Origin of the sequence: Lactiplantibacillus mudanjiangensis (assembly GCF_005405385.1) — a bacterium.
In the GTDB taxonomy this organism is placed as follows: Bacteria; Bacillota; Bacilli; order Lactobacillales; family Lactobacillaceae; genus Lactiplantibacillus; species Lactiplantibacillus mudanjiangensis.
Genome location: NZ_BJDY01000007.1, coordinates 75118 through 88455, shown reverse-complemented (window position 1 = coordinate 88455; position 13338 = coordinate 75118). Strand labels below are relative to the sequence as shown.

9 protein-coding genes are annotated in these 13338 nt (G+C 43.6%); all 9 read left to right on the top strand.

Annotation, left to right across the window (positions count from 1 at the left end):
* The first annotated feature begins 47 nt into the window (after positions 1 to 47).
* On the top strand, positions 48 to 1553 hold the full coding sequence (locus FFM84_RS13820) for an MFS transporter (protein ID WP_130845866.1): 1506 nt from the start codon (positions 48 to 50) through the stop codon (positions 1551 to 1553).
* 134 nt (positions 1554 to 1687) lie between these two features.
* Positions 1688 to 2533: an alpha/beta fold hydrolase gene (locus FFM84_RS13815; RefSeq protein WP_130845865.1), complete on the top strand. Its 846-nt coding sequence runs from the start codon at positions 1688 to 1690 to the stop codon at positions 2531 to 2533.
* A 279-nt stretch (positions 2534 to 2812) separates the two neighbouring features.
* Entirely contained in the window at positions 2813 to 3361 is a 549-nt protein-coding gene (locus tag FFM84_RS13810) for a GNAT family N-acetyltransferase (RefSeq protein ID WP_130845864.1), read from the top strand.
* A 73-nt stretch (positions 3362 to 3434) separates the two neighbouring features.
* Complete coding sequence (locus FFM84_RS13805) at positions 3435 to 4373, top strand: DNA/RNA non-specific endonuclease (protein WP_130845863.1); 939 nt, start codon at positions 3435 to 3437, stop codon at positions 4371 to 4373.
* Between the two features lie 527 nt (positions 4374 to 4900).
* Entirely contained in the window at positions 4901 to 5230 is a 330-nt protein-coding gene (locus tag FFM84_RS13800; RefSeq protein ID WP_130845862.1) for an ArsR/SmtB family transcription factor, read from the top strand.
* 102 nt (positions 5231 to 5332) lie between these two features.
* Positions 5333 to 5875: a TetR/AcrR family transcriptional regulator gene (locus FFM84_RS13795; RefSeq protein ID WP_225425321.1), complete on the top strand. Its 543-nt coding sequence runs from the start codon at positions 5333 to 5335 to the stop codon at positions 5873 to 5875.
* Between the two features lie 37 nt (positions 5876 to 5912).
* Entirely contained in the window at positions 5913 to 9203 is a 3291-nt protein-coding gene (locus FFM84_RS13790; RefSeq protein ID WP_130845973.1) for a YhgE/Pip domain-containing protein, read from the top strand.
* A 143-nt stretch (positions 9204 to 9346) separates the two neighbouring features.
* Entirely contained in the window at positions 9347 to 11098 is a 1752-nt protein-coding gene (locus FFM84_RS13785) for an ABC transporter ATP-binding protein (RefSeq protein WP_130845860.1), read from the top strand.
* A complete protein-coding gene (locus FFM84_RS13780) occupies positions 11098 to 12891 on the top strand; it encodes an ABC transporter ATP-binding protein (protein ID WP_130845859.1) in 1794 nt (597 codons plus the stop codon). The genes FFM84_RS13785 and FFM84_RS13780 overlap by 1 nt, the downstream gene beginning before the upstream one ends.
* Positions 12892 to 13338 lie beyond the last annotated feature (447 nt).

The following is a 13338-nucleotide window of genomic DNA, read 5'->3' as shown; positions in this document are numbered from 1 at the left end:
TTACTTATTTTGCAATTATTTTTTTAATAAACGAGAGGGGTTTCGAAGTGTCAAAACGAGTCGTGATGATTGTCACACTAGCGTTACTACTGTCGAATGCCATGAACGGCTTAGATAGTACGATTATTAGCACCGCTTTACCGGCGATTATTAGTGATCTACACGGTCTTCAACTGATGGGCTGGATTGTTGCCGTGTTCTTATTAGGAGGGGCGGTGACGACACCGTTATGGAGCAAATTAGGTGAACGGATTGGCAATAAACGGGCCTACCAGATCTCAACTAGTATCTTTGTGTTAGGTGCCTTGTTGGAAGGGTTAGCACCGAACATTATCTTCTTAATTATCGCTCGGACGATTATGGGAATCGGAAGTGGCGGGATGACCGCAATTCCATATATTATTTATGCCGAGATTTACAAGGACCCGATTAAACGGGGCAAGGTTTTCGGCTATGTCACGGCTAGTTTCAGTACGGCGGCAATTATCGGACCGCTAGTAGGGGGCTTTATCGTTGATAATTTCGGTTGGCATTGGGTTTTTTATATTAATATTCCAATTGGCTTAGCCTCAATGGCGATTATTCAACTATTGTATCGTGCGCCAAAAGTCACGGCGACTACGGCTAAAGTTGATTATTGGGGCGCGGGTTTATTAGCCGGTGGCTTAGTTAGTTTATTAGTCGCAATTGAAATGATTGGAAAGCTATCTGGTCTCGCGGTGGGATTAATTCTGGTCTTATCAGTAGTTTTATTAGCCGCACTTGTGCGGGTTGAACGAACAGCGGCCGATCCAATTGTGCCGTTACGTTTGTTCAAGAATCGTTATTTGGTTGCCGCCTTTGGAATGTTCTTTTTGATTTATGGTTTCTTTGTTGGATTCAATGTCTACGTGCCAATGTGGGCGCAAGGCTTACTGGGAACGACCGCTGTTATCGGGGGTGTGACTCAGATTCCAGGATCAATTACTAACTTTATGGGGGCTCAATGGAGTTCACGATTGGAACGCAAATGGTCGACTCGAACAGTAGTCATGATTGGTTTTGTCGGTATGTTGTTGGCCTGTGGGGTCTTAGCGTTAGCTGGTGTGCAAACCAATTACTGGTTACTCTTAGTGGCTGGTGGCTTGCAAGGGGCCGGGATTGGGATTTGTTTTACGGTCTTACAAGTCAGTGTCCAGCAACAGGCCGCTCATCGCGATGTCCCAATTGCGACGTCATTTAGTTTGTTAGTGCGAATGCTCGGGCAAACGTTTATGGCTTCGATTTATAGTATCGTCTTGAATCATGCGTTAACTGCGGGGATCGGTCAGACGAACGGCCAAGTCACGTTAACGATGATGAATAAGTTAAGTGATGCCAACAGTGCTAAGAACTTACCGACAGCGTTGTTGCCAACGATGCGGATGATTCTTCACACTGGTTTACATCATATTATGGGCTTAGCATTATGTTTATTAGTATTAGGTGTGGCGATTGATATTTGTTGGTTCCAAGCGCCACAACCACGCGCACATCGATTCCGATTACCACGGTTTAGTCATCATTTAAATTAAGGGTGTTCAGACGTTCTGTTTTGACGGAACGTCTTTTTTTTCGAAATTTTAAAAAAGGGGTTGTATTTATCAGTTTTTGATTCTATACTGTGTACATACACGAAATACAAAAACAACTTAAGGAGATCTTCATCATGACTAAATATCAAACAATCGACGTAAACGGCTTAAATATTTTTTATCGCGAAGCAGGGGACGTCAACAAACCAACCCTGGTTTTATTCCACGGCTTTCCATCAGCTAGTCACATGTTTCGGGATTTAATGCCAGCCTTGGCAGACAACTTTCACTTGATCGCCCCAGATTTTCCTGGCTTTGGTCAATCAAGTGCGCCATTACACACCGAATTCGATTATACGTTTGATCATTTAGCCAAGGTTATGACGGCATTTCTTGAAAAGCTGAATTTAACGAAATTCTATCTATATGTTTTTGACTATGGCGCACCCATTGGTTTTCAAATTGCAATGACGCATCCCGAATGGATCGCTGGGATCATCAGTCAAAATGGGAATGTTTATCAAGCAGGTCTTGGTGACAAATGGGCGACTCGGCAAGACTTCTGGGATCATCCAACAGCCGAAAAACGCGACAGTTATCGTAATGCGTTTGCGCCAGCCACGATTAAAGGGCAATACACCTTTGGGACGGAACCCGGTAAAGTTTCACCAGATGGCTATACGTTGGATATTGCGTACACGCAAACACCTGACTACGCTGAACGGCAATTAGATTTAATCTTTGATTACCAAAATAACATCAAACGTTATCCTCAATTTCAAGCCTATTTACGGGAACATCAACCAAAACTATTGGCTGTTTGGGGGAAGAATGATCCATCGTTCATTTATCCCGGTGCCGAAGCCTTTAAACAGGATGATACTAAAACCCGGGTTGAACTTGTAAATAGCGGACACTTTGCGTTAGAAACACACGCGCAAGAAATCGCCGACTTAATTAAAGAAGAATTTGCCGAATAGCATTATTTTTGACCGCTTTAGTTGTTGCTAAGGCGGTCTTTCTCTATACTAAGAATCAGTCATCTAAAGGGTGAAAGATAATGATGCGATAGAAAACGTACCGGTATTAACTGATTCGGTAACTAGTATAACCGAGAGTGAGTCCACCTTGAGCTCGGCCGGTCCGCCCACAGCGTTCCGGCTCAAGGTGGGCGAACGGTAGGTGGCAAGGGTGAGGATAGTTGATATTGGAAATTAGTACTAAATAAGTAACGCATACATAACAAACGGGGTGGTAACATGGCAACAGTTAAGATTCGACCAGTACAACCGACAGAGCTCACGACGCTGTGGCAAATTGGATTCAGTAATCCACAAGCAGAGTGGCTAAAGTGGAATGGGCCGTATTTTCATGATGAATTACCGAGTGAAGTCGTCTTTACTCATTTGATCGGGCCACATGATTGGCTGGACGATCAACGTAATTGGGTGATTACCGTAGATGAACAGATTGTCGGTAGCGTGAATTATCACTTTGTGGATGATGACTTAAAACGTTGGTTAGAAGTAGGCATTTTAATTTTCGATGATACGCATTGGGGCCAACATATTGGTCAACAGGCCTTGCCATTGTGGCTGGATCATCTCTTCCAAGCGGTCACGGATTTACCGCATATCGGGTTAACGACTTGGTCGGGTAATGAACGGATGATGCACCTAGCTAGCAAGATTGGTCTCAATCAAGAAGGCCGGATTCCCCAAGTACGCTACTGGCAAGATCAGTACTTTGACTCCGTAAAATATGGCATTTTACGTTCGGATTGGTTAACTTTACGTCATTTGTCATAAAACGTTTGTTCCCCTTCTGGAATTACGGTATGATAGAAACTGTAAATTTTAGATAGATGGGGCGGAGTAAATCATGAAACGATGGCGTTTAGGCACCATAGTGAGTATTTTAGGGTTAGCACTACTACTTGGCGGCTGTAGTAGTTTGGATCAATTAGCAAGTGACTCGAGTTCATCAGATAGTAGCACGAGTAGTAAGGCTACCAGTGGGAACGTCAAGGGGACTTATGCTAGTTTAGCGAAACAGACTTATAAATCTGGTGGCGCGGCGGCGATTAAGGTGAACAGCGGTAAGAGTACGTTGAAGGCCAGTTTGTGGAAACATTCTAAGATTGATTATGGTGACTTGGACAGTTTGAACCGGACAACAACGGATACGGCTTATTTGAGCAAGGCTAATTTAGGTCGCTCTGCCGGTCGAACGGCCCAAACATGGAGTCCAACTGGTTGGCATAATCAAGCGATCAAGGTTAACGGGAAACGGGTTTATCCGCAAAACCGCGGTCATCTGATTGCCTACACGTTATCATTTAATTTGACGAATACAGGTGTTTATAAAGCTGGCGAGGATGGCTCATTGGATAACCCTAAGAACTTAGCGACGCAAACAGCTTATTCCAATCAACAGACGATGCAGATTTATGAAAACCAAGTCCGCACTGCATTGGAACAAGGCAAGAAAGTGATTTATCGCGTCACTACCGTGTTCCGTGGTAATGAATTGATGCCACGTGGCTACTGGTCACAAGCGATTTCGACGGATGGTAGTGTGAACTTTAATGTTTATATCTGGAACGTTGAACCAGGAGTTAGCTTTGATTATGCAACAGGTCGCGGTAAAGCCGATGCAAGCATGCAAGTTGCTGGCGCGGATAAGGTCACGAGTAGTAATAATACAGCGACAAGCTCAGGTAGTTATTCAAGTAAAACCACAACCAGTAAGCAAGTTGAAAAAGAACTGGTGAAGTATGGCTATAAATACGCTAAGAAAGCACTTAATAAAGCAAACTAATTATTTTGATTATAAAGACGGCAATCGATGAGGTTGGCGTCTTTTTTGCTGGATTTAGATATTGGCATAGATCTATTTAAACCGTTTTCTTTCCTAATGTATAGGCTTTTTAGGAAATCTAAGACAGTTAGGTTAATCTGTCCTGTTTTGCGACAAAATGGTTTAATCATCGCTAGTAAATTCGATAAATGTGTTTATACTATAAGACATAGCGTTGCTTAACCGCCGTTGATAGCAATTATTTCTCTTATATTATATTGACAAGTAACGTTATATAGTCGTGCGACCTGAGTCACTGGTTAATCCTTCCCAGAAGACCTGTGACTTTTCCATAACGATGTCTCGGCTCCCAACCAAGACATTGCGAATCAGTCGTTGGATTGCAATTACCCTTTGAGTACCTGACCGTTCTGCCGGTCGGGTGCTTTTTTGTGCTTGGCACGCATTAGTGGGTTGTCAAGTGCGGGAAAATGAGTTAATATTGATTCATTCAAATATTAGAATATAAGAATAAAGGAGGCTAAAACATGAATCCCAATGAAGCGGCACTACAAGAATTTCGCGAAACAATTCCGATTTTTGAGGCACTCGCAGATGAACGTCGTCAACAAATTATGATCGAATTGACGCAACATGCAAAAGGGTTGACCGTCGGTGAGTTAACAAAGATTATGCAGATTTCACAACCGGCCGTCTCACATCAATTGAAGACGCTAAAAGATCATCACTTTGTGACAGTTGAACGCCAAGGAACCCGCAATTATTATCATGTGACGTTTGATGGCCCACTCACCAAAGTGGAACATCTGATTCATACGTTACGTGAAGATTTAAAGCAAAAGCCATATTTACATTAGGGGACTAAAAGCGTTGCCTCGGGAGCAACGTCGTTTTAGGTCTGATTAATTCTAATATTCGAATGGAAGAATTAAAGGTCAAAAGGGGTGGTTACAATTTCAGTGCGCACGGAGCTGGATTTGCAGCGCGCAATGTACCAACTGTTAGAAGAACGGTCGATGTCACAAATTACGGTTGAACAGATTTGTACGCGAGCGCTCATTCATCGTAGTAGCTTTTATCGGTATTATACGGACAAATTCGATTTACTGACGCAATTGGTGATGCGGGCGATTGAAGATTTACTGGCGGCGGAACAAGCGAATGCGGCCGGCTCAGGCGTGATGGCCCGATTTATCGGGACACATACTCAGATTTTACGGCACTTACTCGTGACGAATACGGAAGGCGATAATAATCGCTCGCAACAAGTGGTGAATGCTTGTTTCTTAGCGATCGCGCAAACTGGGGCGCACGATCATGTTTTTGTCATGATTCGCAAAGCGGCTCAACCGGATTTAACGGCTTACCTGGTGAGTGGGGCGATTACGAGTATTGTGCAGTGGTTAAATAGTGAGCGCTTAGACGGCGCGTCTCCTGAAACGCAAGCGGCAATTCAGACGACGTTGGCGACGTTTTTCTCACTCGAGCAGCATTCGGTATGAATTTTATTTAGGTGAAGGAAGGTTCCATGTAGTGAAGATGATTAGCGAGGAATGGCGATCAATTCGTCATAGTAAAATTTTATGGCTTTCAGTCTCAGTCATGATTCTGATTCCATTTCTATATAGTGTGTTCTTCCTGACTTCGGTCTGGGATCCGTATGGGGATACGAAGAACTTACCAGTAGCGGTGGTTAATAATGATAAACCGGTTCATTATCAAGGTGAACGTTTAGCCGTTGGTGAACAAATGGTTAAGAACTTAAAGAAAAATGATCAATTGAAATGGCGTTTTGTGTCAGCGGATAAGGCAGAAGAGGGGATGGCACAGCATAAGTACTATACAGTTGTGACCATTCCAAGTAATTTCTCCAAGAATGCCACAACGGTCACGAGTAAAAATCCTAAACGGATGAAGTTACATTATTCGACCAATGCCTCCTTGAACTATATTGCTAAAGTCATTAGTGATACTGGGGCAACTCAGTTGAATACCACTGTGCGGGCTTCAGTGACGAAGGCGTATGCTTTGGCGATGTTCAAACAAGTTAAAACCGCTGGTAAAGGGTTTGAAAAAGCGGCTAAAGGTGCCCGTCAGTTGAAAGATGGGACAGTCGTATTACAAGATGGCTTGAAGACGTACACGACTGGGGTTCACACGTTGAAAAACGGGACTACCGAGTTGAATACCAAGGTTAAAAAGATGCCTGCTGGGATTAACAAGTTAGCTAGCGGGACCAGTCAATTGAAGAGTGGTCTTGATACCTTAAATGGTAGCACTGGCGAATTAGCTAGTGGTGTTAGCAAATTGGCTAGCGGGTCAGGTCAAGTGACGAGCGGCTTGAATACCTTGAATGGTAAGACTGGGGCGTTGGCTAGTGGGGTTAATAAGTTAGCTAGTGGTTCAAGTCAAGTAACGAGTGGTTTAGGTACTTTGAATGGTAAAACCGGAGCCTTAGCTAGTGGCGTAGTTAAGTTAGCTGACGGTTCAAAAGCTCTAAAAGTTGGTGTTGTCACTTATACTGATGGTGTTTATACATTGTCGACTGGTATTCGGACACTAAATAGTAAAACGGGCGAGTTATCTAGCGGTGTTACTGCATTAGAGACCGGCTCTAAAAACTTAACAAGGGGTTTAACTGAATATACGGCTGGTGTAGATTCAGCTAATACTGGTGCTCAAAACTTATCCAGTAAATTAGCCGATTTGAAGACTAGTACGAGTAGTTTAGGAACTGATAGTCAGTCTTTGTATGCTGGTTCTACTAGTTTATTAGAAGGAATCAACGCTGCACAACCAATCAGTAAAGCGGTAGCAGCAGGAACTACTAGTTTGAACACACAATTACCAGCTGCTCAAACTAGTGTACAAACCTTGCAAGCTAGCATGGCTCAACTGGTGAAATTGTTGTCGGCAACACCAACGGCTTCGTCATCAACTAACACGACTAAAATTCAAAGTTTAACTAGCGAAATGCAAAGTAAAACTGACCAATTGGTAGCGGCAACTAATCAGGATACAAGCAAAACAACAACTAGTGGTACTAGTGATACTGAAATTAATAGCAAAATTGATGCAGTCGCTTCTAAGGATGGGTTAAGTCAAAAACAAGTTGATGATTTAAAGGCTACTTTAAAGGGATCTGGTCAAAGTACTAGCACGACGACTGCTAATAATAATACGGCTGCAGTTACGACAGCTAAAGCATTACAGGCAGATGCAACGGCTTTGAAACAAGCCACAACGACTGGCGTAGCTGCTAATTCTGATGCTCAAACAGTTGAACTTGCTCAGAAAATTGCGGCTGGTATTGATCAGTTAAATGCTCAGGTTTCTCAATTGGCACCTAAAATTGAAGAATTAAATGCGGGTGCGACCGGTATCGCGGCCGGATTCGATAAACTACAACCTGGTGCAACCAAATTAAATGCAGGATTAAGTGAATTAAATAGTAAAGCACCTGCAATGGTTAGTGGTATTAGTGCACTGACCGCTGGTTCACAGAAAATTTCGGCTGGAACTAGCAAGTTAGCTGCTAATTCTAATAATTTAAATACTGGTGCTAGTCAATTATCATCAGGATTAAACGCTCTAAACAGTAAAGTACCAACGTTAACTCAAGGTATCAGTGATTTAAACGCTGGGGGTAAGAAATTAACGAACAATTCAGCAGCATTAGTTGATGGTGCCTCACAACTTGCCAGTGGTACTGCACAACTGAACCAATCAGTACCAACACTAGTTTCTGGTGTTTCTCAACTGTTTAACGGTTCTAAACAAGTTTCGGGTGGGCTTCAAACCTTGAATGGTCAAATTCCAGCATTAACTAGCGGTGTTCAACAATTAGCCAGTGGTTCTAGTCAAGTAACTAATGGTTTAGTTACCTTAAACGGCAAAGTGCCAACACTAGTCTCTGGTGTTCAAAAACTAGATTCAGGTGCTACTCAATTAAACACTGGGATGCAAACTTTACAAGGCAGCACTGGTCAACTCGTTTCTGGTGTCCAACAACTCTCTGATGGGGCCGACAAGCTTGATGCCAATTCACCAAAACTCTTAAGTGGAACGAAGAAACTTAAGAATGGTAACGGCACATTAGCAACGTCACTTCAAGATGGGGCCGATACGGTTAACGCTACGCCATTGAAGAATGCGAATGCACAAATGTTTGCAACACCTTCTAAGTTAACGCACAGTAATTACAGTTATGTACCTAACTACGGTCATGCCTTAGCACCATATGTCTTATCATTGGCATTATACGTTGGGGCGATTGTCTTTAACTTTGCTTACCCAATTCGTCGGATTGCCGATGATGATGGTTCAGCAACTGACTGGTTCTTGAGCAAGTTAGCTGTTGGTGTTCCGGTAGCAATCTTGATGGCGATTATTGAATGTATCGCGTTATTGATTGTTGGGTTGAAACCAATTAGTATGGCAGGCTACTTTACGACGGCAATTATATTCGCACTGGCGTCGATGTTCATCGTCATGTTCTTGTCGATGTTACTTGATAACCCAGGTCGTTTCTTAGCGATGGTCTTACTGATGTTACAACTTGGTGGTTCTGGTGGGACCTTCCCAATGGAAATTACGAACCACTTCTTTAATGTCATTCATCCATTCTTGCCATTAACGTACTCAATCTTAGCTTTCCGGGAATCATTGACCGGTGGCTGGGGCACTGGGACGTTCGTGTCATCCATTGCAACTTTAATTTTATTTGCGGTTGTTTCGCTGATCTTATTATGGGCTTCAATGGTCTTCTTGAAGAAGAAAAACATGCAAGAACCTTCAGATGCACCGATCCAAATGAAGGCTGGTAAATAAGCGTTAAATCAAAACACGTCGTTGACGATCATCGTCAGCGGCGTGTTTTTGGTTTGTCAGACAAAATCGCAAGTGAACTGACGGAACTGTGGTAACATTAACGGTTGTTTCATTAAATTTTAATTAAAACTTGGAGGTGGCTCATGGGGATCTTTATAAAACTCGGTTGGTACTTTCGCCGTGAATGGAAGCTTTATTTGGCGGGGGTGATTGGCCTGATTTTAACGGCGTTGATCGGGATTGTGCCCCCACGGATTATTGGCGATGTCGTCGATGGTATTAACCAGCATACGTTATCGGCAAAGACGCTAACGATTTATTTAGTGATTGTGGCCGCCGCCGCAATCGGGCAATATTTAACGCGTTATTTATGGCGCAATGCGATTTGGGGCGGCGCGGCTGGTCTCGAACGAACCTTGCGTGAACGGTTATTTTGGCATTTTATGAAAATGGACGCGACGTTTTATCAACGGTATCGAACCGGTGATTTAATGGCCCATGCGACGAATGATTTAACGGCGGTTGAACGAGTGGCTGGCGGTGGAATTTTACAGTTTGCTGATTCCATTATTACGGGTGGCACAACGTTAATTGCCATGATGATGTTAATTGATTGGCGACTAACGTTGATCGCCGTCGTACCATTTCCGTTGCTGGCAGTGGTGTCCTGGTATTTAGGGCAGAAGATTCATACGGCGTTTCGAGCGTCACAAGCGGCATTTTCACGGTTAAATAATAAAGCGCAAGAAAGTATTAGTGGGATTAAAGTGATTAAAGCACTCGGTCAAGAAAAAGCCGATGTTGCCGACTTTAATCGCCAAATTGATGAAACGATTAAGATTAATCGTCACGTCAATGTGTTAGATTCGTTATTTGATCCGGCGATTACCGTGATTATCGCGTTGTCATATGGCGCCACGATTGTACTCGGTGGTTGGTACGTGATGCGAGGCACGATCACAATCGGGAACTTAGTCTCATTTGTGACCTATCTTGGGATGATGGTTTGGCCGATGTTTGCGGTCGGCATGTTGTTTAACACGATGGAACGTGGTAATGCATCATATGATCGGGTGATGGAATTGTTAAACCAAAAGAGTGCGATTATTGATCAACAGCACGGGCTAGCCCAACGACCAACTGGTGACTTGCACTATGAGATTGCACAGTTCAACTATCCTAATGATGCAGGAACGAGCTTAAAGTCGATTCACTTTGATTTGAAGGCGGGGCAAACATTAGGCATCGTTGGCCGGGTCGGCGCAGGTAAGTCCACGATTATGAAATTGTTATTACGTGAGTTTGATAATTATGAGGGTCAGATCCGGTATGGCGGCCATGATATTAAGCAATATGCATTGGATAGTTACTTGCCAGCGTTAGGGTATGTGCCACAAGAGAGTTTTCTCTTTTCGAATACGATTCGTGAAAATATTCGTTTCGCTGATCCAAAAGCGAGTCAAGCAACGGTTGAAGCCGTGGCGGCCAAAAGTGACTTGAGTGGGCAAATTGCGACGATGCCACAAGGTTACGATACCCAAGTTGGTGAACAAGGCATCTCGTTATCTGGTGGACAACGCCAACGATTGGCGATTGCACGGGCGTTATTAATTAATCCAGAATTGTTAATTTTGGACGATGCGTTATCAGCCGTTGATGCTGAAACGGAAGCCGAGATTCTGGCGAATTTGAAAGCAGAACGCGCTGATAAAACGACAATTATTGCGGCGCATCGGTTGAGTTCGGTCATGAATGCTGATGAAATTATCGTGTTGGATGCTGGAGAAATCGTTGAACGCGGCACTCATGCTGAATTGATGCAACAACATGGCTGGTACCAAACGATTTTCGAACGCCAGCAGCTTGAAACCAAAGTGGAAGGGGCGGTGCAATAATGGCAGCACGTGAATCAGTGTGGGCCCACAGTATGCCAGTTAAAGAACAATTTAATGTGATTCGACGGTTGTGGCCCTATGCCAAACCGTTCAAATGGTTCTTTGGCGCAACGATTTTGTTATCAGGACTCATTAGTTTAATCAATATTTATTTGCCGCGAGTGTTACAAACGTTTATTGATCATTATTTGAAGACTAATCAGGCAACCGTTGCGATTATGTGGTATTTTGCCAGCCTTTATGTGTTTGGAATGTTAATGCGGGCGGTCATGCAATTCTTCCAAAATTACACCAGTACGATGGGTGCGGAATACATGCTGGAAAATGTTCGGCGACAATTATTTGCCAAACTCCATCGCATGGGGATGCGTTATTTCGATCAAGTTTCCGGTGGGTCGATTTTATCGCGATTAACCAATGATACGATGTCATTTTCCAACTTTTTGGCATTATTTAATACGCTGTTTACGGCCTTTTTTGCGGTGATTTCATCGTTTATTGCGATGTATTTGACTGACCATGAAATTGCGTTGTGGTTACTCGTATTTATGCCATTTTTAAGTATCGCGATTTGGTACTATCAGCGGTATAGTTCACGCGTTTATCGGCGGATGCGGGAACGGTTAAGTGAGCTCAATACGAAGCTTAGCGAAGCCATTACGGGGATCAGCGTTATTCAGCAGTTTCGCCAAGAACATCGGATTAATGATGAATTTGACCATACTAATGATGCGTATTTCAAAACGCGGCAGGCGATGATTCGGACCAACTCATTGTTATTGAGTCCAATTATCAACTTATTCTATGCGTTAGGAACGGTCATGATTTTAGGAATCTTCGGGGTTCGCGGCCTAAATGGCTACGTGGCTGCTGGGGGGGTCTATGCGTTTATTACTTACTTGGACAATTTCTACAATCCGATGACGCAAATGATGGATAACTTATCTGACTTTCAAGATGGGGTTGTGGCTGGTTCCCGGGTGTTGCGGGTGATGGACGATCCAACGATTGCACCGGCGCAACATGTCACTGATCCAGATGCAAAAATTACGCGTGGCAAGATTGAATTTAAACATGTAACTTTTGCCTATGATGGTGAACATCCAGTTTTAAATGATGTTTCGTTTGTCGCGGAACCTGGCCAGACGATTGCGTTAGTCGGGCAAACCGGGAGTGGGAAAACGTCGACGATTAATGTGTTGATGCGCTTCTACGAGTTTCAGTCAGGTGAGGTTTTGATTGATGATCGCGACATTCGCGAGTATCCGGCGGCAGAATTGCGGCAAAAGTTGGGGCTCGTGTTACAAGAACCGTTCATGTTTTATGGGGACATTACATCTAATATTCGGATGTTCAATCAGGATATTTCCGATGAACAAGTTCGAGCAGCCGCGAAATTTGTGACGGCCGACGACTTTATCCAAGATTTACCACAAAACTATCAAGCACAAGTTTTGGAAAAAGGCGCCAGTTATTCGGCTGGTCAACGGCAACTGATTTCATTTGCCCGTACGATCGTCACCGATCCGAAAATTCTGATTTTGGATGAAGCTACGGCCAATGTGGATACGGAGACCGAATCGATGATTCAAACCGGTTTAAGTCGGATTCAGGCTAATCGGACGACCTTGGCGATTGCTCATCGATTGTCAACGATTCAAAATGCAGATTTGATCTTAGTCTTACAACAAGGTCGAATTGTTGAACGCGGCACGAATACTGAGTTAATGGCGCAAAAGGGCTATTATTACGATATGATTCAGTTGCAAAATGCCGCACATGTCGACGACTAAGGTGGTACACTAACGGTAATTAATCTGGAGGTGACACCATGCGTTTGAAACGATTGACTTTACCTTTATTAGCTTTGTCACTAGTCATACACGGCATTGGTGCTTTAAGTTGGTGGAAATATCAGCGTTCAGTACGAGTTCCGAATAAGCTTAAAATTAAAGTGAAGTTGAAGTAGTGGCTAAAGATCAGCACCCAATAAATAGGGGGCTGATCTTTTTTACTAATGTTACTTCGATTTGCCGCCTGTCGGTCGCCCACCTTGAGCTGGAACGTTGTGGGTGGACCGGTTCAGCCAAAAGGCGGTCTGAACCGTCGTTTTGAACCACCAAGCCCGTGCTTCAAAAGCGCCAGGCTCTAAGCGATAAATCGCCAAGAGCCCCCACGGCTGGGCTCAATGTGGACTCACTCTCGGCTATAATGATGATTAAATTAATTAGTGCTCGCGA

Excerpts from the sequence above, each read along its gene's own strand:
- FFM84_RS13815 (WP_130845865.1), top strand. The coding sequence starts at position 1,688 with ATGACTAAATATCAAACAATCGACGTAAACGGCTTAAATATTTTTTAT.
- FFM84_RS13810 (WP_130845864.1), top strand. The coding sequence starts at position 2,813 with ATGGCAACAGTTAAGATTCGACCAGTACAACCGACAGAGCTCACGACG.
- FFM84_RS13805 (WP_130845863.1), top strand. The coding sequence starts at position 3,435 with ATGAAACGATGGCGTTTAGGCACCATAGTGAGTATTTTAGGGTTAGCA.
- FFM84_RS13800 (WP_130845862.1), top strand. The coding sequence starts at position 4,901 with ATGAATCCCAATGAAGCGGCACTACAAGAATTTCGCGAAACAATTCCG.
- FFM84_RS13790 (WP_130845973.1), top strand. The coding sequence starts at position 5,913 with ATGATTAGCGAGGAATGGCGATCAATTCGTCATAGTAAAATTTTATGG.
- FFM84_RS13785 (WP_130845860.1), top strand. The coding sequence starts at position 9,347 with ATGGGGATCTTTATAAAACTCGGTTGGTACTTTCGCCGTGAATGGAAG.
- FFM84_RS13780 (WP_130845859.1), top strand. The coding sequence starts at position 11,098 with ATGGCAGCACGTGAATCAGTGTGGGCCCACAGTATGCCAGTTAAAGAA.